The 20103-nt window shown below is 47.3% G+C and carries 16 protein-coding genes; 10 read left to right on the forward strand and 6 right to left on the reverse strand.

Annotation, left to right across the window (positions count from 1 at the left end; genetic code table 11):
* Nucleotides 1–5: 5 nt before the first annotated feature.
* From L3V27_RS02345 to L3V27_RS02370, 6 genes are all read right to left on the reverse strand, one after another.
* Nucleotides 6–908: a hydroxymethylglutaryl-CoA lyase gene (locus tag L3V27_RS02345; protein ID WP_237310912.1), complete on the reverse strand. Its 903-nt coding sequence runs from the start codon at nt 906–908 to the stop codon at nt 6–8.
* The gene (locus tag L3V27_RS02350; protein ID WP_237310914.1) at nt 889–2949 is read right to left on the reverse strand and encodes an acetyl/propionyl/methylcrotonyl-CoA carboxylase subunit alpha; all 2061 of its coding nucleotides are present in this window, start codon (nt 2947–2949) and stop codon (nt 889–891) included. Before L3V27_RS02350 ends, L3V27_RS02345 begins: the two co-directional genes overlap by 20 nt.
* Nucleotides 2942–3724: an enoyl-CoA hydratase/isomerase family protein gene (locus L3V27_RS02355; RefSeq protein WP_237310916.1), complete on the reverse strand. Its 783-nt coding sequence runs from the start codon at nt 3722–3724 to the stop codon at nt 2942–2944. The genes L3V27_RS02350 and L3V27_RS02355 overlap by 8 nt, the downstream gene beginning before the upstream one ends.
* Nucleotides 3725–3831: 107 nt before the next feature.
* Nucleotides 3832–5439 (reverse strand): carboxyl transferase domain-containing protein, encoded by a 1608-nt coding sequence (locus L3V27_RS02360; RefSeq protein ID WP_237310918.1) that lies wholly within the window; start codon nt 5437–5439, stop codon nt 3832–3834.
* Between the two features lie 113 nt (nt 5440–5552).
* Nucleotides 5553–6722, reverse strand: coding sequence for an isovaleryl-CoA dehydrogenase (locus L3V27_RS02365; protein ID WP_047008228.1), 1170 nt, complete (start codon nt 6720–6722; stop codon nt 5553–5555).
* Between the two features lie 45 nt (nt 6723–6767).
* A complete protein-coding gene (locus L3V27_RS02370; protein WP_237310920.1) occupies nt 6768–7154 on the reverse strand; it encodes a MerR family DNA-binding transcriptional regulator in 387 nt (128 codons plus the stop codon).
* 209 nt (nt 7155–7363) lie between these two features.
* On the opposite strand from L3V27_RS02370, the gene L3V27_RS02375 reads away from it, so the two are divergent.
* The 10 genes from L3V27_RS02375 (at nt 7364) to betB (ending at nt 20088) form a co-directional block, all read left to right on the forward strand.
* Nucleotides 7364–8542, forward strand: coding sequence for a thiolase family protein (locus L3V27_RS02375; RefSeq protein ID WP_145472831.1), 1179 nt, complete (start codon nt 7364–7366; stop codon nt 8540–8542).
* A gap of 70 nt (nt 8543–8612) precedes the next feature.
* Nucleotides 8613–10106, forward strand: a complete 1494-nt coding sequence (locus L3V27_RS02380) for a CoA-acylating methylmalonate-semialdehyde dehydrogenase (protein WP_237310921.1) — start codon at nt 8613–8615, stop codon at nt 10104–10106.
* A gap of 95 nt (nt 10107–10201) precedes the next feature.
* On the forward strand, nt 10202–11356 hold the full coding sequence (locus tag L3V27_RS02385; RefSeq protein WP_005382663.1) for an acyl-CoA dehydrogenase family protein: 1155 nt from the start codon (nt 10202–10204) through the stop codon (nt 11354–11356).
* 49 nt (nt 11357–11405) lie between these two features.
* A complete protein-coding gene (locus L3V27_RS02390; RefSeq protein WP_237310922.1) occupies nt 11406–12182 on the forward strand; it encodes an enoyl-CoA hydratase in 777 nt (258 codons plus the stop codon).
* A gap of 10 nt (nt 12183–12192) precedes the next feature.
* Entirely contained in the window at nt 12193–13323 is a 1131-nt protein-coding gene (locus tag L3V27_RS02395; protein WP_237310923.1) for an enoyl-CoA hydratase/isomerase family protein, read from the forward strand.
* Nucleotides 13324–13341: 18 nt separating this feature from the next.
* Nucleotides 13342–14238, forward strand: coding sequence for a 3-hydroxyisobutyrate dehydrogenase (mmsB, locus tag L3V27_RS02400; protein WP_047008234.1), 897 nt, complete (start codon nt 13342–13344; stop codon nt 14236–14238).
* A 9-nt stretch (nt 14239–14247) separates the two neighbouring features.
* Nucleotides 14248–15006 (forward strand): SDR family oxidoreductase, encoded by a 759-nt coding sequence (locus tag L3V27_RS02405; protein ID WP_085344422.1) that lies wholly within the window; start codon nt 14248–14250, stop codon nt 15004–15006.
* A 429-nt stretch (nt 15007–15435) separates the two neighbouring features.
* Nucleotides 15436–17484: a tetratricopeptide repeat-containing diguanylate cyclase gene (locus L3V27_RS02410; protein ID WP_237310924.1), complete on the forward strand. Its 2049-nt coding sequence runs from the start codon at nt 15436–15438 to the stop codon at nt 17482–17484.
* Between the two features lie 525 nt (nt 17485–18009).
* Nucleotides 18010–18609: a transcriptional regulator BetI gene (betI, locus tag L3V27_RS02415; protein ID WP_005392557.1), complete on the forward strand. Its 600-nt coding sequence runs from the start codon at nt 18010–18012 to the stop codon at nt 18607–18609.
* An 18-nt stretch (nt 18610–18627) separates the two neighbouring features.
* The gene (gene betB, locus L3V27_RS02420; protein WP_237310925.1) at nt 18628–20088 is read left to right on the forward strand and encodes a betaine-aldehyde dehydrogenase; all 1461 of its coding nucleotides are present in this window, start codon (nt 18628–18630) and stop codon (nt 20086–20088) included.
* Nucleotides 20089–20103: the final 15 nt, after the last annotated feature.

Genomic DNA, 20103 nt, shown 5'->3' on the forward strand with positions numbered 1-20103 from the left:
GCAATTTACAAGCTGTTTGGGTCACCCAAAGCGAGTGCTACTTTGGAAGACGGACGTTTACCTAATGCATGGCAAATTTGCCAACCTGCTTGATTGATGATGTTGAGATTAATCCCAGTTTCAATACCAAGCTGTTCACACAAATAAATCACATCTTCTGTTGCAACATTCCCACTGGCACCTTTCGCGTAAGGGCAGCCCCCCAAACCTGCAACGGCACTATCAATGGTATTGATCCCCATCAGCAAGGCTTGGTAGATATTGACTAACGCTTGTCCGTACGTGTCGTGGAAGTGCACGGCTAACGCATCTTTGGGTAGCTGTGTTAGCAGAGAGTCCAGCATGGCGATAACGCGATTAGGCGTTGCTTTGCCGACAGTATCACCCAGAGATATTTCATAACATCCCATATCAAACAGCGCATTCGCTACCGCGGTGGTTTGTTCTGGTTTTATTTCTCCCTCGTAGGGGCAAACCATAGTGCAAGACAAGTATCCGCGCACAGGAATGTTGTGCTGGTTCACCAATTCGATAACGGGCTCAAAACGAGAGAGGCTTTCGGCAATGCTGCAGTTAATGTTCTTCTGGCTGAACGCTTCTGAAGCGGAGCCAAACACCGCAATTTGCTTTACACCACTTTCCAGCGCACGCTCTAATCCTGCGAGATTTGGTGTGAGCGCGCTGTAAACCACGTCAGGCTTTTGCGTGATACCCGCAAACACCTGATCGGAATCGGCCATTTGTGGTACCCACTTTGGAGAGACAAAAGAGCCTGCTTCAATGTGCTTTAAGCCACTGTTGCTCAGCAGATTAATCAAACGGATTTTATCAACCAGCGTCACTGCCGTTTCATTTTGCAGGCCGTCGCGAGCGCCAACTTCGACGATATTAACCTTCGCTGGTAGCATATTCGTGCTCCTTATCTTCACTGACGTTATCCGATATCAAAGCCAAATTCAGCAGGATGGAACCGTGCTGTACTTGGTCTCCATGTTGATAAAACACTTCATCAACGGTCGCTGCTACCGGAGCGGTAATGGTGTATTCCATCTTCATCGCTTCGAGCACTAACAACGGATCACCAGCCGCTACTTTATCTCCCTTATTCACCATGACCGCCGAGATAACGCCGTTCAGTGGTGCGGTTGGACTTAGTTCATCGTCTGCATCTTTTGCAGAGTCAAAGTTAGGTTGATGAGCAAACGTGCGCTGCTGACCAAGATAAAACAGCGTTGTCTGTTGCTCGTCGCTAAGTACATTAGAGGTGTAACGCACATTATCAATATCGACGATAAACTGGTTGCCACTTTCAAGCAGGATGACCTGATGCAATTCCTCGCCGCATCGGACAGTGAAGTGGTTAAGATGCTGAGCCCCTGTATCTTGCGATGATTGTTGCAAGCGTACTTGATGGTTGGCATTGGCATCCGTGAAGTTAAATCGATAAACGTTGTCAACTGACAGCCTAAAACCTTGTGAGGTTGGCGCGGGTAACGTTGAGCTGTCTGATTTAGCAGTGAGAGCATTCCAGCGAGCAACGGCAGCCAACGTTAACCAGATAGAATCTGACACATTTTGCTGCGCGCTAATGCCTTGCTGATGTTTAACTAGGAAGTCGGTATCAAGTTCGATATTGGCAAAGGCTGGCTGCGAAATAATGCTGTGCAGATAACCAATGTTTGTCGTTACTCCACGTACGTGATATTGAGTTAACGCCTGTTTAAGCTGTTTGAGCGCGATATCACGTGTTTGGCCCCAGACGATCAGTTTGCTGATCATCGGATCGTAGTATTCGCTGATGGTATCGCCTTGAGCAACACCACTATCAACACGTACACAAGCTAGGCGCACATCCTTGTCTGATAATGGTTCTTTTAAGTAATCAATGCGGCCCGTCGACGGCATAAAGTCGTTGTCTGCATCTTCGGCGTAAATTCGTAGCTCGATTGAATGACCGTTGTGGGTGATTTCAGATTGCGAGATCGGTAAATGCTCACCTGCTGCGACTTTTAATTGCCACTCCACCAAATCAACGCCGGTGATCAATTCAGTGACAGGGTGTTCAACTTGCAGACGGGTATTCATCTCCATGAAGTAGAATTGACCTCGGCTATCGAGTAAGAACTCCACCGTGCCAGCGCCAACATAGTCGATCGCTTGAGCGGCCTGAACCGCGGCTTTACCCATTTGTTTACGCAGTTCATCACTAAGACCGGGAGCAGGCGCTTCTTCGACTACTTTTTGGTGACGACGCTGAATGGAACAGTCGCGGTCAGACAGGTAAACACAGTTGCCATGTTGGTCAGCAAATACCTGAACTTCAACGTGGCGAGGCTGCAATATGCATTTTTCGATTAGAAGCTGCTTATCGCCAAAGCTTGAAAGCGCTTCACGCTGCGCACCGTCGATGGCCAAGGGCATTTCGGCGGCGCTGTTGACCACTCGCATGCCTTTACCGCCGCCCCCTTGGGTTGCTTTGAGCATCACTGGATAACCGATTTTCTCTGCTTCAGCCAATAAGTGCTCAACGCTGTTGTCTGTGCCGTGATAGCCGGGAAGCAAGGGCACGTTCGCCTCTGACATGATTGCCTTGGCTTGAGATTTAGAACCCATTGCCTCAATTGCGCTGGTGGAAGGGCCAATAAAGACGAGGCCATTTTCGCTGCACGCTTTGGCTAGTTTCGGATTCTCGGAAAGAAAGCCATACCCAGGGTGGATAGCATCGGCTTGCCATTTTTTCGCAGCGCCGATAATCGCATCGATATCAAGATACGACTCACTCGCCGGAGCAGGGCCGATAAATTCAGCGAAATCTGCTTGTTTAACATGTAAGCTGCTGCGATCCGCTTCGGAATAGACGGCAACCGTCTCTATAGCCATGCTTTTTGCGGTTTTAATGATTCGGCATGCAATTTCACCGCGGTTCGCGATCAGTATTCTTTTAAACATGATTCCTCCAATTGGCGGTGCGCTTTTCAAAAAATGCACTCAATCCTTCCTGTCCTTCGCTGGACACGCGGGCGGTTGCAATGGCTTGGCTGGTGTATTCAATTAATGAGTGATCAATAGGTTGGTTGTCACAACGTAAGCAGAGTTCTTTTGCTGCCTGCATGGCTTGTGGACCGTTGTTGAGTAGGTGATCAATGGTGCGATTGACGGCTTCACGTGGTTGAGGAGCTATCTGATGAAGAATATTCATCGATAGCGCGGTTTCGGCATCGATCATTTCCGCAGTCAAAAAGTAGCGTCGGCTTTGTCGTTGTCCAATCGCTCGAATTACGTAGGGTCCGATGGTCGCGGGCAATAAGCCGAGTTTCACTTCACTCAAACAGAAGCGACTTTCAGGTGTACCGATAGCTATATCGCAGCAGCAGATAAGCCCCAGTGCACCACCAAATGCAGCGCCATGCACCATAGCAATGGTTGGTTTGCTAAAGGTATCCAGCGTATGCAAAAGTTTTGCTAGTTGCTGTGCATCTTGAAGGTTTTCACTCTCGCTTTTGGCGGCCATTGACTGCATCCAGCCGAGATCCGCACCCGCAGAAAAGTGTTTTCCCTGTGCAGTTAACACCAGTGCACGGAGAGAATCGTCCTTTTCGAGCTGTTCTAGTGTCTCAATTAGTGAGGCAATCAATACGTCATTAAACGCGTTGTGTTTTTCTGGCCGATTCAGGCTCAACCAGGCAACGCCATTGCTGTCTTTTTCAAGCAGTAGTCCGGTCATGTGACTTCCTTTGTCTGACATTTCAGTCTGATATTCCAATACTCGCTAATCAGCACTTTATTCATCATTGATGGATAGCGAGGAGTTAAGGCTTGCCTTGCATCTGACTACATACGGAAGATGCCAAATTTGCTGTCTGGTATTGGTGCATTAAGCGCAGAAGACAGAGCAATACCCACAACATCACGGGTTTTCGCAGGATCAATAATGCCGTCGTCCCACAAACGAGCACTGGCGTAATACGCATGGCTTTGAGTTTGGTACTGTTCAGCTATCGGACGCTTAAATGTTTCTTCTTCTTCAGTGCTCCAGTTTTCACCTCTGCGCGTTTTGATATCTCGAGTCACTTGCGCCATTACGCCTGCTGCTTGCTCACCACCCATTACGGAAATACGTGCGTTTGGCCACATCCACATCATGGTTGGATCATAAGCGCGACCACACATGCCGTAGTTGCCTGCGCCATACGAACCACCAATAACCACGGTAAACTTTGGCACGTCTGCACACGCAACAGCAGTTACCATTTTCGCACCATGTTTAGCGATGCCTTCGGCTTCGTACTTCTGACCGACCATAAAGCCAGTGATGTTCTGCAAGAAAAGCAGAGGAATTTTACGCTGTGCGCACAGCTCAATAAAATGCGCACCTTTCTGCGCCGATTCCGAAAATAGAATGCCGTTGTTAGCGACAATGCCAATCGGCATTCCGTGAATATGAGCAAAGCCACAGACCAAGGTTTCACCGAACAAGGCTTTAAATTCATCAAATTGTGAGTCATCAACAATTCGGGCAATGACTTCTTTAACATCAAACGGTTTTTTAAGATCGGTACCGACGATGCCGTACAGTTCTTGCGCAGGAAAGCGTGGTTCCTGTGGTGCTTTTTGCTTAAGTTGGACGGGTTTCAAGTGGTTGATTTGAGAGACAGCTTGTCTTGCCAACTCTAACGCGTGGTGATCACTTTCTGCGTAATAGTCCGCCACACCAGAGGTACGGCAGTGAACGTCTGCGCCACCAAGATCTTCAGCGCTGACTTCTTCACCTGTCGCCGCTTTAACGAGCGGTGGACCTGCCAAGAAAATCGTGCCTTGTTCTTTGACTATGATGGATACGTCGCACATCGCAGGAACATAAGCGCCGCCAGCGGTACATAGCCCCATGACCACAGCAATTTGCGGGATACCCTTGGCCGACATACGGGCTTGGTTATAGAAAATACGACCGAAGTGGTCTTTGTCTGGGAAGACCTCATCTTGGCGGGGTAGGTTAGCGCCGCCAGAATCGACTAAGTAAACACACGGCAGTTGGCACTTTTCTGCAATTTCCTGTGCGCGTAAGTGTTTTTTAACCGTAAGTGGGTAGTAACTGCCGCCTTTTACCGTCACGTCGTTGGCGACGATCATGCACTCGGTGCCGTCAATCACCCCGACACCCGCAACCACTCCAGCACATGGAACGTAATCAGGGTACACATCCCAGCCAGCAAACTGACCGATTTCTAAAAAAGATGAACCGGGGTCGAGTAGGGCAAGAATGCGCTCACGTACTGGAAGTTTGCCTTTCTTCTGCTGATGCTCGCGGGCTTTCTCACCGCCGCCATCTTCGATTTGTGCAGTCACGGTATAGAGTTGATCCACGAGTGATGCCATAGAGCGGTAGTTTTCCTGATACTGCTCTGAATGGGTATTAATATTGGTCGTCAAACAAGCCATAAATAGCCGATCTCCATTCGGTAGACGGGTGACAAACCCCGTCTTTATCTATGTTGAATAAGATTTAGGTTGAATCAGAAATTGTTTCGAGTTAGAACGCCTAGGTATGATGATTAGGCGCTTTCGTTAAACAATTCGCGACCAATAAGCATACGGCGAATTTCTGAAGTGCCCGCACCGATTTCATACAGCTTGGCATCACGAAGTAAACGACCGGTATCAAACTCATTGATATAGCCGTTACCGCCAAGTAGTTGAATCGCATCCAACGCCATTTTGGTTGCCAGTTCTGCGCTGTAGAGGATCGCGCCAGCAGAATCTTTACGTGTGGTTTCACCGCGATCACAAGCAGCGGCCACTGCGTAAACGTACGCTTTAGCAGCATTCATTTGCGTGTACATATCAGCAATTTTTGCTTGCACAAGCTGGAATTCACCGATGGATTTTCCAAACTGTTTGCGGTCGTGAATGTAAGGCACAACGATATCCATACACGCCTGCATGATGCCAAGCGGGCCACCGGCAAGTACCACGCGTTCGTAGTCGAGACCGCTCATCAACACTTTTACGCCTTGGTTTTCTTCACCGAGAATGTTTTCCGCAGGGACTTCGCAGTTTTGGAAGACCAGCTCACACGTATTCGAGCCGCGCATACCCAACTTGTCGAGTTTTTGCGCCTGTGTAAATCCAGGGAATCCGCGTTCCACAATAAACGCCGTGATGCCTTTGGAGTGCTGGCTTGGATCGGTTTTAGCGTAGACAACATAGGTGTGTGCATCTGGGCCGTTCGTGATCCACATTTTGTTGCCATTTAACAGGAATATATCGCCTTTACGTTCCGCTTTAAGCTGCATTGAAACCACATCGGAACCTGCGCCGGGCTCACTCATCGCTAGTGCGCCAATATGTTCTCCAGAGATGAGCTTTGGTAGGTATTTCTCTTTTTGTGCTTGTGTGCCGTTGCGGTGGATTTGGTTGACACAAAGGTTGGAGTGAGCGCCGTAACTTAACGCAACCGAAGCGGAAGCTCGGCTGATCTCTTCCATAGCGACAACGTGGGCGAGATAGCCCATGTCTGCACCACCAAACTCTTCGCTGGTGGTCACGCCTAAAAGACCCATGTCACCCAGTTTGGACCAAAGATGGTTTGGAAAGTCGTTAGATTGGTCGATAGATTGCGCTAGCGGCGCAATTTCTCTTGCAGCAAAACTATTGATTTGCTCGCGAAGCAAATCGGTATTTTCGTCATAAACAAAGTTCAGGGAAGAGTAGGTAGATTTCATTGCGTGTCCTTGCCTTTACGTCACCTACATCCCAGAGTTGAGGTGTTAGGTGACTTTTTCGCCTTTCATGGATCTCAGTGTGTTTTGGCATCGCAACTGCGCAGCATTTAACTCCATCATTACCGCTTGAATGTCGTTTGCTTGCTGTTGCAATGCTGCCTTCTTCTCTTCGATCAACCGAATCATATAGTTCAACTGCTCAGTACTTTGATCGGTATCGTAGAGTTCAAATAACTCTTTGATATCTGCAAGAGAAAAGCCCAATCGCTTACCTCGCAAAATCAGTTTTAGTCGAATTCGATCGCGACCATTGTAGATTCGTGTGTTGCCTATACGTTCTGGAGTTAGGAGACCTAAATCTTCGTAGAAGCGAATACTTCGGGTAGTAATGTCGAACTCTTTCGCGAGCTCGCTGATCTTAAATGTGTTCATTCCTTAACCTTACGACTTTCGTATAACATTCATACGAATATACAATTCGTTAACGTTAAAGTAAACAAACAACATCCACTCTTGAGCCTTGATATCACTCGCATTTACTCGAAATAAAATAATCACTCGAACAAACAATAACCTCAAACTTGACGTTAACGTAAATGTTAGTATAGTTATGACGTAAACGTCAACAAAAGGTTAATGGAATGAAAAATGAAACATGGATTGTTGCCGCCAAGCGAACGCCTATCGGCTCTTTTCAAGGTGCATTAGCTTCAACAGATGTCACGGAACTCGGTGCGAAAGCCATCCAAGGTGCACTAGCCGAAAGCCAACTCGATGTGCAAAAAATAGACGAAGTGTTGATGGGATGCGTTTTACCTGCTGGCGTGGGGCAAGCGCCAGCAAGACAAGCAAGTCTTAAAGCAGAAATGCCACAATCGATCGGTTGTACGACACTGAACAAAGTCTGTGGTTCGGGTATGAAAACCGTCATGCTGGGACATGATCTTATTCAATCTGGTAACGCGCACGCGGTTATCGCTGGCGGTATGGAAAACATGTCCTCTTCTCCTTATCTACTTAAGAAAGCGCGTGATGGTTTCCGCTTAGGCCATGAGCAAGTGCTTGATCATATGTTTTATGACGGTTTGCAGGATGCCTACCAAGGCGAATTGATGGGTGTCTTTGCCGAACAAACCGCGCAAAAGTATCAGTTCAGCCGTGAAAGTATGGATATCTGGGCGCAGCAGTCGGTGACTCGTGCGCAGCAAGCGATTGAGCAAGGTTTGTTCAAAGAAGAGATCGTGCCTGTTAACGTAAAAAGTCGACGCGACGAAACCTTGGTGGTAGACGATGAGCAACCGAGCAAACTCGACGTCAATAAAATTCCCACCTTACGACCTGCGTTTGCCAAAGATGGCGGCGTAACGGCAGCAAATTCCAGTTCTATTTCTGATGGTGCATCGGCAATGGTATTGGTTGATAGTGAATTTGGCCGTCAGGAAAACCTTCAACCTCTAGCCAAAATTGTCGCGTACAGCACGCATGCAAGACAGCCTGATGAGTTCACCATCGCACCCGTATTCGCGATTGAAACGCTGCTGGAAAAAACGGGCTGGGACAAATCAGACGTGGATCTTTGGGAAATCAATGAAGCCTTTGCCGTTGTCGCTCAATACGCGGTGAAAGCACTCGAATTGGACGAGAGCAAAGTGAACCCTCGCGGCGGCGCTTGTGCGTTGGGGCATCCAATTGGTGCGAGTGGTAACCGAATCCTCGTGACTTTGATTCACGCTCTTAAACAAACAGGCGGTAAACGTGGCGTTGCATCGCTTTGTATTGGTGGCGGCGAGGCAACCGCCATCGCGATTGAAATCTGCTAATTCATTCTCAACAAAGTTTCACTTACATAACAGTAGTCAGTAACAAGCTGAAAAATACAAGGATGTCATCATGACAGAACAAGTAAAGCAGTATATCGGTGGTGAATTTGCCATCTCCGACTCAAAACAATGGCTAGATGTAACTAACCCGGCAACCAACGAAGTGATTGCGAAAGTGCCTTGTGCCACGGAATCAGAAATGAATGCGGCGATTGCTAGCGCAACGGAAACGTTCAAGCGTTGGAAAGAAGTTGCCGCTCCGGAGCGTGCGAGATTGATGCTGCGCTACCAACACTTGCTAAAAGAGCAACACGATGAGTTGGCGATACTGCTTTCAAGTGAGACAGGCAAAACTCTCGCTGATGCGAAAGGTGATGTTTGGCGCGGGATTGAAGTGGTGGAACAAGCGGCGAACATTTGTAGCTCAATGATGGGCGAAACGGTTGAAAACGTCGCGACCAATATTGATGGTTACTCTTACATTCAACCGCTTGGTGTTTGTGCTGGTATCACACCCTTTAACTTCCCAGCGATGATTCCATTGTGGATGTTCCCAATGGCGATCGCTTGCGGCAACACCTTTATTTTGAAGCCGTCGGAACAAGTTCCGCTGACTGCAATGAAATTGGCGGAGCTGTTTGAACAGGCAGGCGCACCAAAAGGCGTGTTGCAAATTGTCCACGGCACCAAAGAGCAAGTCGACCGTATTCTGACTGATCCAGTCGTTCGTGCGATCTCTTTTGTCGGCTCAGTGCCAGTTGGTGAGTACATCTACAAAACGGGTACGGACAACCTAAAGCGCGTTCAATCCTTTGCGGGTGCTAAGAACCACATGGTCATCATGCCAGATGCAAACAAGCAGCAAGTCATCAATAACCTAGTTGGCGCGTCAGTCGGTGCCGCAGGCCAACGCTGTATGGCGATTTCAGTGGCGGTATTTGTCGGCGAAACCAAAGAATGGATTCCAGAGCTTAAAGAGGCGTTAGCTCAGGTTCAACCTGGCGCGTGGGATGATGAAACCGCCGGTTATGGTCCGCTGATTAGCCCTCAAGCGAAGCAGCGAGTGGTTAATCTGATTAATGAAGGCAAAGCGTCAGGCGCGAATTGTGTTCTGGACGGTACAGATTGCCAAGTACCTGGCTTCCCGAACGGTAACTGGGTGGGACCAACACTGTTTACCAACGTGACCACAGACATGTCGATTTATCAGGAAGAGATTTTTGGCCCAGTGCTGCTGACAATGGAAGTGGATGACCTAGATGAAGCGATTGAACTGATCAATGCAAACCGCTTTGGTAATGGTACGTCTATTTTCACGGCGAACGGTGCAGCCGCGAGAAAGTATCAGCACAACATCGAAGTGGGTAACGTAGGCGTTAACGTGCCGATTCCAGTGCCTTTGCCGTTCTTCTCATTTACGGGGTGGAAAGGCAGCTTCTACGGCGACCTGCATGCTTACGGCAAACAAGCGGTTCGCTTCTACACCGAAACGAAAACCGTCACCGCGCGTTGGTTTGAAGATGACATCCCAAGCGGTCCAAACATGACCATTCAACTTAGCTAATTAATGGATTAGCGATACCTCTAGCCAAGCTCTTCATCCCTTTAGAGGGTTTGGCTCGGATACAAATGCAACGAATTAGACCTTAGGACTTCAAGATGGATTTTGAATTAAACGAAGATCAACTCGCGTTTGCCGAAGTAGCAAAGCAGTTTGCAGACCAAATGTTAGCGCCGCATGCGGCCGAGTGGGATGAAAACCATCACTTCCCTAAAGATGTACTGCGTCAAGCGGGTGAGCTTGGCTTTTTGAGCATCTATACACCGCCAGAGCATGGTGGTTTGGGATTGTCTCGTTTGGATGCGGCGATCATTTTCGAGCAGTTGGCTATGGGTTGTACCGCGACTACTGCGTTTATGACCATTCACAACATGGCGACGTGGATGATCACCAGCTTTGCCAAAGCGGAAGTGGCGCAACAATTTAGCGCGGATCTAATTTCGGGTGAAAAGCTCGCTTCCTACTGCTTAACCGAACCTAATGCCGGCTCTGATGCCGCTTCACTGACGACAAGTGCAGTGCGTGACGGCGATGAGTTTGTCCTGAATGGCGCAAAAGTGTTTATCTCTGGCGCGGGTGATACAGATGTATTGGTCGTGATGGCGCGTTCATGCGGCGAAGGGGCGGGTGGTGTTTCTGCATTCGTTGTTCCTGCTGATTGCGAAGGTATTAGCTACGGTAAGAAAGAAGCCAAAATGGGTTGGAACTGCCAACCAACGCGCATGATCACCTTTGAAAATGTCCGCATTCCGGCTGACTATCTGTTGGGTGAAGAGGGCGAAGGCTTTAAGTTCGCCATGCTTGGTCTGGATGGCGGCCGAATCAACATCGCTACTTGTTCAGTTGGTACAGCACAACAAGCACTGAACGAAGCCAAGCAATACATGACCGAGCGTAAACAGTTCGGCCGTTCGCTAGCGCAATTCCAAGCGTTGCAATTCAAGTTGGCCGATATGGCGACTGAGCTGGTTGCTGCACGTCAAATGGTGCGACTCGCTGCCGCTAAACTCGATGCCCAGCACGCAGAAAAAAGTGCGTACTGTGCCATGGCAAAACGCTTTGCCACTGATGTGGGCTTTAAGGTCTGTGACCAGGCGCTACAAATTCATGGTGGGTATGGCTACATCAAAGAATATCCTGTTGAGCGCCATTTTAGAGACGTTCGTGTTCACCAAATCCTTGAAGGCACCAACGAAATCATGCGTCTGATCGTCGCAAGACGATTACTAACGGAAGGCGTTGAACTGCTTTAGTCAGCGAGACATAGCCTTACCTAAAGGAATAACAAAGGACTGAAAGATTATGACGGCACAAATCAAATTGGAGCGCGAAGCGCATATCGCCAAACTCACGATTAGTAATCCGCCAGCGAACACTTGGACGCTTGAATCCCTAAATCAGCTCAAAGAGTTGGCGATTGAACTCAGTAATGATCGCTCTATTTATGCGTTGGTACTGACGGGCGAAGGTGAGAAATTCTTTTCTGCTGGAGCGGATCTCAACAACTTTGCATCCGGCGATAAATCGCAAGCAGCAGATATGGCGTTCGCTTTTGGTGAAGCCTTTGAAGCGTTGTCTGCGTTCGATGGCGTTTCTATCGCAGCGGTTAATGGCTATGCGATGGGTGGTGGTCTGGAAGTGGCGATGGCGTGTGACATTCGCATCGCAGAAGAACAAGTACAAATGGCACTTCCTGAAGCATCGGTCGGCTTGTTGCCTTGCGCGGGCGGAACGCAAAACCTGACCGCGTTGGTAGGTGAAGGTTGGGCGAAGCGCATGATTCTGTGTGGCGAACGAGTGACGGCCGAGAGAGCGGAAAAAATTGGTTTAGTCGAAGAAGTGGTGGCGAAAGGCCAAGCACTAGAAGCGGCTATGGAGCTAGCACAGCGTGTTGCGGGCCAATCACCGAAATCCATTTCTGCGTGCAAAACGCTCATTCAAGGTCGACGCAGCCAAACTCACGCAGCTGGATTGGTTTTAGAGCGTGAACTGTTTTTACAGCTGTTCAATACACAAGATCAGACTGAGGGTGTGAATGCGTTCTTGCAAAAGCGCAAGCCACAATGGACAAACAGCTAGCGGAGGCCAAATGACAGGTACAGTAAATGTTTCAAAGCTTAAGTGCGCTGATGGATCTGTTATTGGTGTGCTGGAGCTTGATAATCCAGTAGCTCTCAACGCGTTGAGTTACGTGATGATTGAGAAGTTGTACAAACAGCTTAATGAATGGCAAACGGACGACAGCGTCGTCGCGGTATTCTTGCATGCTCAAGGTGAAAAAGCGTTTTGTGCTGGTGGTGATATTCAAGCGATCTACCGTGCACTTGAAAACAAAGAGCAAGACTTTGATTCTGCGTTTTCAGCCATGGAAACCTTCTTTGACCTCGAATATCGCTGTGATCATCTTATTCACACTTATCCAAAACCGATCATCGCGTGGGGGCATGGTTATCTGATGGGCGGCGGTGTGGGCTTATTTATGGGCGCCAGCCATCGCGTTGCAGAAACGACCACACGCTTTGCGATGCCAGAAATAAAAATTGGCCTCTACCCAGACGTAGGCGCGACGTACTTCCTAAATCAGCTGCCAAAACACTTGGCACTTTTCCTGAGTTTGACGGCTTGCCAAATCAACGCGACAGACATGAAAGCGTTGGGGTTAAGCCAATGGATTGCAAAGCCAGAAAGCAAACAAGCACTGTTGGATCTGCTCGCATCGGTAAGTTGGAAAGGTGAAGCGAACATCAACGAAAAAATCGCCACTACGCTACGTTCGGTACAAGTGGACGAGCCAAGCGAAGGGATGTTGATGCCATATGCGGGATTGATTGAGCAGCTTTGTTCGGGTGATTTAGATTCGATTGTTCGCGCAATCAGCAGTGCCGACGTTGATGATAAGTGGTTCATCAATGCGCAAAAAGCATTGAATTATGGCAGTCCGTTGTCGCTCAATATCACTTATCAGCAGCTAACGCAGTATCAAAACCTCTCTTTGAAAGCGTGTTTTGATATGGAATTTAATCTGACGTTACGTTGCGGCTTAGAAGGTGATTTTAGAGAAGGGGTTCGTGCGCTGATTATCGATAAAACCAATCAACCGACTTGGCAACATCGCACGGTTTCTGACGTAACGCCACAAGTTTTGGAACGCTTCTTCGCGCCAATTGATTCAGCAGAATACCCACTGACCGCATCCTCGGTTACCACTGTGGCACTTTAGACAAGGAAGAAATACGACATGGATAAAATTGCATTTATTGGCCTTGGCAACATGGGCGCGCCTATGGCTAAGAACCTACTCACAGCGGGCTTGAACGTCGAAGTGTATGATTTGAATCCAAACGCTGTAGCAGAACTTACCGCACTTGGTGCGTCGAGTGCAGATTCGGTAAAACAAGCCGTTCAAGGTGCGAGCGTGGTGGTCACCATGCTACCTGCTAGCCAACACGTTCAAAGTGTTTATCTTGGTCAAGACGGGATATTAGATAGCGTAGATTCTGGAACGCTGCTAATCGACTCTTCGACCATCGATCCAGCGACCGCTCGTTTGGTTGGCGAAAAGGCGCTGCAGCTTGGCATCAGCTTTGTTGATGCACCGGTGTCTGGCGGGGTTGCGGGCGCAGCAGCAGGCACGTTGACCTTTATTGTTGGCGGCTCACAAGAGAACTTTGTTCAAGCCAAGGTGGTGCTTAGCCGCATGGGCAAAAACATTTTCCATGCAGGGGATGCCGGAGCCGGTCAGGTGGCGAAGATCTGCAATAACATGATGTTGGGCATTTTGATGAGCGGCACTTGTGAAGCACTCAATTTAGGCATGGAAAACGGACTCGATCCCAAAGTGCTGTCTGACATCATGCTGCAAAGTTCAGGCCGTAACTGGGCGCTAGAGCTTTACAACCCGTGCCCAGGTGTGATGGAAAACACGCCTGCAAGCAATGGTTATCAGGGCGGCTTTATGAGTCACTTAATGGCGAAAGATCTCGGTCTTGCGATGGAAGCGGCGGTTGCCAGTCAAACATCAACACCAATGGGCAGCTTGGCTCGTAACCTGTTTAATTTTCACAACGGTCAGGGCAACGGACAAAAAGATTTTTCAAGCTTGTTTGAGTTCTACCAAAAGCAAAATCAGGCCTAAGGAGTGCTTATGGATCTAGCAAATAAGGTTATTGCGATCACGGGGGCCGGGCAGGGGCTTGGTAAACAAATGGCGCTGTCGCTAGCGGAAAGCGGTGTTCACCTTGCGCTTATAGACCTCAATTCAGACCAACTGGCTGAAACGAAAGCGGAGTGTGAATCTTTCGGCGTCACTACTCGTTTTTATGTAGCGAACGTGACGGAAGAACAAGAAGTGTGCGCTGCTTTTGAGCAAATTGAAGCGGATTTCAAACAGCTCAATGGCGTGATCAATAACGCAGGCATTATGCGCGATGGCATGTTCATCAAAGTTAAAGATGGTCAGGTTAACGCGATGTCGCTGGAACAATTTCGGTCTGTTATGGATGTGAATGTGACAGGCACTTTTCTTTGTGGCCGCGAAGCAAGCAAGGTAATGCTGAACACCGACAGTAAAGGCGTGTTGATCAACATATCGAGCGTCGCGCGTGCGGGGAATATTGGTCAAACTAACTATTCTGCATCCAAAGCGGCGGTAGCCACCATGGCGACGGTGTGGGCGAAAGAGTTAGGGCGTTTCGGAATTCGCTCAGTAGCGATTGCTCCGGGTGTCATCAAGACTGCCATGACGGACCAAATAAAACCTGAAGCGATGGAGCGTTTAGTTAAAATGATTCCTGTCGGACGCTTAGGTCTTGCTGATGAAATTTCTTCGACCATCAAATACGTGTTAACCAATGAGTTCGTGACTGGAAGAGTATTCGAAGTCGATGGCGGAATGCGAATGTAGCCCCTCCTCATATTAAAAAGGGGAGCGAGCTTGATTGTCCGCTTCCTTCCTCCTTTCTTATATTGTTTCTATCGATAATTTTTAATGGATGTTTTAGCAACGGCTGCTGTACCGATTACATTTACAACTCTTTTGTATTTTTGGTATGAATAAGTTCTCTCGTGTTAATTTTTATGTAAATGCATTAATTCACAATCAAGACAATTATTTGTCTCATTGATGAGATTTTGCTTCTTGGGGTATGAAAAACACTCTTATTGATTATATTGTGACCGAAAACCATTTCGACATCTAAAGATGGTGATTTATTATTCAGCGCAAAATACATGGGAATATGAGGCTGGCTGAATAACCTTCAGCTACCTTAATAATAAAATAACCAGAATTCTCTATTACACTGAAGTAACTACCCATTAGGGAAGAGCAATAATGTCACTATTTCATTCGCTTAGGACGATGCCACTACTATTGGGGTGTCTGTGTCTTTCTATTCAGGCATCCGCAGAAAAGGTTGAACAAGAAGGTAAGTTTTTACAGTCGCTAGAAGGCATTGAAAATCAAATTTACGCATTACCTCAGAGCTCTTTGGCTTTGATTGAGGCGTTAGAAGAAGACTCTCTACTACAAAATCAACCAACAGAGCTACTGGTACGTTATTGGCTTGCAAAGTCCACGGTTCTAGAGCTACTTGGACGCGCGGAAGAGAGCCAAAACGTCGCACAAAAAGGGTTGGAACTTGTGCGTCCACAAAGCCATGAGTATCTCTTATTTAAGTTGATTCAGATGCGAACTATGGTCGGAAAGAGCGATATCGATACCGCGCTGTCATCGTTGGATAGTTTGTTGGAAACATCGCGTGAAAATGGCGATAAGCAGCTCGAGTCGGAGATCCTGTTGCTAAAAGGACGTTACTACGATGAGCAGGGCGAGTTTAAAAAATCCTATGCCGCAATTATGTCGTCAATGGATGCGGCTGAGTCCTCTGGCGTTCAAGGATTGGTCGAACGGGCGGCGCTAGAGCTTGGTGACGTACTGGTCAAAATTCAGGGCTATGACCGTTCAGAAGCATTGTTGGAACAAGCGTACCGTTATTTTAGGGATAGACGCATGTCGTTCAATGAGCTGCTGAGCGTCTTAACGATAGCAAAGCTTCATAAGGCACAGTTCCAATACGAAGAGGCGATTGTATCGTATCAGAGAGCGCTAAAGCTCGCGCAAATCATTGGTGACGGGCGCTTTAGGTTTCGAGTTAACCTCGAGCTTGCTGCGTTATACCGTGAGACGAACCAAGAAAATAAGATGGTTCGCCACTTAAAATTGGCGGAGAACTTACAGTATAGAGAAACCTCTAGCGCCTACTTAGCTACATTTAAGCTGTTGCAAGCCGAATATATGCTAGAACAGAAGCAGTTTGAGACACTTCTAGCGATGATCGCGCCTATGTTGCCGGAAATTATCGAGAGCCGATATGTTAAGCAACAGCAAATGGAACTACTAAAAGTGGCTGCCATGGCCTACGCGGGAAGCAATGACTTTAAATTAGCGTATAAAACTTACGGCAACTATCACGATAAATTCATCCAATTTAGCAACCAAAGAGAAGTTGAAAATCTTGAGCGTCAGCAGACGCTATTTGAGCTAGAAAGACTTGAATATGAGAACGAAGATCTCAACTGGAACAACGTGTTGCAGCGTATGGAACTGGAAAATAACCGTCGTATCTTTTATCTATTGGGTGAAGCGCTACTAGCACTCATTGGTGTTCTCTTTTTGATGGCAGTGGTATTCCTTGTTGTGAATCGATCACGTTTAAGAATGCGCCGCCTAGCAAAGACAGATACGTTGACAGGGTTATTCAATCGCCGTTTTTTAGAAGATTGGTTTACTAAACCCGTAGAGACGAAACGTGAACGCAAAGAAAAGCCGACGCCTCAATCTAAGCAAGAAAAGGTGCAGCATTTTGTGTCTGAGCAAGTCGAGCAAGTTAAGTACGGCTACCTAGCTTTAAACAAATGGGTGGATAGCAAGCTCGATAAACAGAAAATGGTGCCAAAGAAGCCGCAGTCGGGGCCGGTAAGTTTAGCGCTAATCGATGTAGATTATTTTAAACAGGTAAATGATACCTATGGACATGTGTTCGGTGATGCCGTACTAACAGGCGTTGCCAAAGTGCTAGAAGAGACGGTGCGTGAAAATGACATTGTTGCACGCTTTGGTGGTGAGGAGTTTGTTGTTGTGATGCCCAATACCGATCATGAAGACTCTCTCATTACCGCTGAACGATTACGTAGCGCTTTATCCTTACATGGGTTCGTCACGGAACAGAATGAAGAAGTGAGAGTGACCTGTAGTTTTGGTGTTGTGACGACTGAAGATAGTGAGATGAATTTTAAATCACTCTGTGATCAGGCAGATAAATTACTTTATCAAGCTAAAGCGGATGGACGCAACTGCGTGAAAGGGCGCAAGCTGACCTAATAAAATCAAGAATGCAGGCTCATCAAACGGTGAGCCTGAACTCATCCTTCCTACTGATTACTTCAAAATCACTTAAGAGTATCGAATTACATACTCATAGCGTTCAGTATTTTCTACTCGTTTTATCTCCCCCATTTTCAAAGTACTAATGTCACTTGTGTATACGAAACTATAACACACGAGTGTGTCTGTTTTTTATACAAACAAAGCCGATACAGGTGAAATGATTAGTGGTCGATGTAAAATTTTTCTGGTGTGGATTTTTGTGGCACGAAAAACAATTCTCTTAAAGGTGTGTTAAAAAATGATTATTCAATAAGTTATTGGTTTGTTTGTGTTTTTATTTGGGTTTTTAAACGCATCTTTGACTTTTACGACAAGTTATCGCATAGAAATTTTGCGTACACCATCAACTTTCCTTCCTTTGTTAATAACCTTTTTCTTAAAAAATGATTTGAGTTCGAACTAATTTTCAGGCATTTTATATTTAACTAACCGTTCAATTAAAAATAACAAGGACGCAAAATGCCAAAGGTGGGGATGCCTGAAATCAGAAAACCACAGCTGGTGAAAGCGACAATGTCAGTGATTGATAGAGTCGGTTTACACGCTGCGAGTATTTCGTTGATCAGTAAAGAAGCAGGTGTATCAACGGGAATTATCAATCACTATTTTGGTGGTAAGCATGGGTTGTTGGAGGAAACGATGCGAGAGATCTTGCGTCAGCTTTCGTCCACTATCACACAGAAGTTACGTGAGCTGCCAAGCGATGCTCATCACCAAAGAATTAATGCCATCATTGACGGTAACTTTGTCGGCTATCAGGCAGAAAACCAAGTTGCGAAGACTTGGCTAGCGTTCTGGTCGTACTCAATGCATGACGAGCAGCTTAAGCGTTTGCAGCGTGTCAATGAACGACGTTTATTGTCCCACCTAAGAAAAGAACTCAAAGCATTATTAAATGCAGAGCAGGCCGAACTGGTTGCTCATGGTATTGCGTCACTTATCGATGGTATTTGGCTGCGCGGAACGCTCAACCCGCAAGGCATTGATGCAGAAAGAGCGAGAATCATCATCAACGACTATCTCGACAAACAACTTACGTTTTATTCTGAAAAAATATAAAAGTCACAGGTCTTCAAAATGGAAATGAAAGCACACTATATCAATGGTGCGATGTACAACGGGTGTTCAGATGAGCACTTCACCACTTACAATCCGGCGAATGGTGAGCCATTGGCCAACATTAAACAAGCGAACCAAGACGATCTCGAAGCGGCGATTGAGTCGGCAAAGAAAGGTTTTGCTGCATGGTCAGCAATGACTGCGATCGAGCGTAGCCGTATTTTACACAAAGCCGTTGCCATTTTACGTGAGCGTAATGACGAGCTGGCGGTATTGGAAGTGGCAGATACTGGTAAGCCAATTCAAGAAGCTGTCGCGGTTGATATAACAACAGGTGCCGATGTTCTTGAGTACTATGCGGGTCTTGCTCCAAGCTTGCAAGGTGAGCAGCAGCCACTCAGCGAAGACCAGTTTTTCTACACACGTCGCGAGCCCTTGGGCATTTGCGCAGGTATTGGCGCTTGGAATTATCCAATCCAAATTGCGATGTGGAAATCGGCGCCAGCACTGGCTGCGGGCAACGCTATGATCTTCAAACCATCAGAAGAAACACCATTAACAGCGCTTAAGCTAGCAGAAATTTATTCAGAAGCGGGCATGCCAGATGGCGTATTTAATGTCGTACAAGGGGATTACCGAGTAGGGCAGATGCTAACGGCGCATCCTGACATCGCAAAAGTATCGTTCACGGGCGAATCAGGCACCGGTAAAGTCGTCATGAGTGACAGCGCTAAGACACTAAAACAAGTAACGATGGAGCTGGGTGGTAAGTCTCCACTGATTATTTTTGATGATGCAAAGTTAAACGATGCCGTTTCTGCGGCCATGGTGGCGAACTTCTACACGCAAGGTGAAGTTTGTACGCACGGTACACGCGTGTTTGTTCATGAAGGTATTTATGATGACTTTGTCGCACAACTTAAAGCTCGAACTGAATTGTTAGTTGTCGGCGATCCGCTTGATGAGAACACGCAAATTGGCGCGCTGATCTCTAAAGATCATGAATCGAAAGTACTAGGAGCGATTGAAGCCGCGAAAGCGAGTGGCGCGACGTTACTGACTGGTGGCTACAAAGTAACAGAGAATGGCTTAGCCAATGGTAACTTTGTTGCTCCAACCGTATTTGTCGATTGCGATGATGACATGAGCCACGTTCAGCAAGAAATCTTTGGTCCGGTAATGTCAGTGCTGAAATTCCGTGATGAGTCGGAAGTGATTGCGCGTGCAAATGGCACCGATTATGGCTTGGCTGCAGGCGTATTTACTCAAAACCTATCTCGTGCCCACCGCGTGATTCATCAAATTCAAGCTGGTATTTGTTGGGTGAATACATGGGGCGACTCACCTGCGGAAATGCCAGTTGGTGGCTACAAACAATCAGGTGTTGGCCGTGAAAACGGTGTCGAAACCCTTAAACATTACACGCAAACGAAGAGTGTTCTGGTTCAGCTAAGCGACTTCGAAAGCCCTTACAAATGATACCAATCGTAGTAG

It is taken from the genome of Vibrio sp. J2-3(2022) (assembly GCF_021725735.1).
GTDB lineage: Bacteria > Pseudomonadota > Gammaproteobacteria > Enterobacterales > Vibrionaceae > Vibrio > Vibrio diabolicus.

Excerpts from the sequence above, each read along its gene's own strand:
- L3V27_RS02345 (WP_237310912.1), bottom strand. The coding sequence starts at position 908 with ATGCTACCAGCGAAGGTTAATATCGTCGAAGTTGGCGCTCGCGACGGC.
- L3V27_RS02350 (WP_237310914.1), bottom strand. The coding sequence starts at position 2,949 with ATGTTTAAAAGAATACTGATCGCGAACCGCGGTGAAATTGCATGCCGA.
- L3V27_RS02355 (WP_237310916.1), bottom strand. The coding sequence starts at position 3,724 with ATGACCGGACTACTGCTTGAAAAAGACAGCAATGGCGTTGCCTGGTTG.
- L3V27_RS02360 (WP_237310918.1), bottom strand. The coding sequence starts at position 5,439 with ATGGCTTGTTTGACGACCAATATTAATACCCATTCAGAGCAGTATCAG.
- L3V27_RS02365 (WP_047008228.1), bottom strand. The coding sequence starts at position 6,722 with ATGAAATCTACCTACTCTTCCCTGAACTTTGTTTATGACGAAAATACC.
- L3V27_RS02370 (WP_237310920.1), bottom strand. The coding sequence starts at position 7,154 with ATGAACACATTTAAGATCAGCGAGCTCGCGAAAGAGTTCGACATTACT.
- L3V27_RS02375 (WP_145472831.1), top strand. The coding sequence starts at position 7,364 with ATGAAAAATGAAACATGGATTGTTGCCGCCAAGCGAACGCCTATCGGC.
- L3V27_RS02380 (WP_237310921.1), top strand. The coding sequence starts at position 8,613 with ATGACAGAACAAGTAAAGCAGTATATCGGTGGTGAATTTGCCATCTCC.
- L3V27_RS02385 (WP_005382663.1), top strand. The coding sequence starts at position 10,202 with ATGGATTTTGAATTAAACGAAGATCAACTCGCGTTTGCCGAAGTAGCA.
- L3V27_RS02390 (WP_237310922.1), top strand. The coding sequence starts at position 11,406 with ATGACGGCACAAATCAAATTGGAGCGCGAAGCGCATATCGCCAAACTC.
- L3V27_RS02395 (WP_237310923.1), top strand. The coding sequence starts at position 12,193 with ATGACAGGTACAGTAAATGTTTCAAAGCTTAAGTGCGCTGATGGATCT.
- mmsB (WP_047008234.1), top strand. The coding sequence starts at position 13,342 with ATGGATAAAATTGCATTTATTGGCCTTGGCAACATGGGCGCGCCTATG.
- L3V27_RS02405 (WP_085344422.1), top strand. The coding sequence starts at position 14,248 with ATGGATCTAGCAAATAAGGTTATTGCGATCACGGGGGCCGGGCAGGGG.
- L3V27_RS02410 (WP_237310924.1), top strand. The coding sequence starts at position 15,436 with ATGTCACTATTTCATTCGCTTAGGACGATGCCACTACTATTGGGGTGT.
- betI (WP_005392557.1), top strand. The coding sequence starts at position 18,010 with ATGCCAAAGGTGGGGATGCCTGAAATCAGAAAACCACAGCTGGTGAAA.
- betB (WP_237310925.1), top strand. The coding sequence starts at position 18,628 with ATGGAAATGAAAGCACACTATATCAATGGTGCGATGTACAACGGGTGT.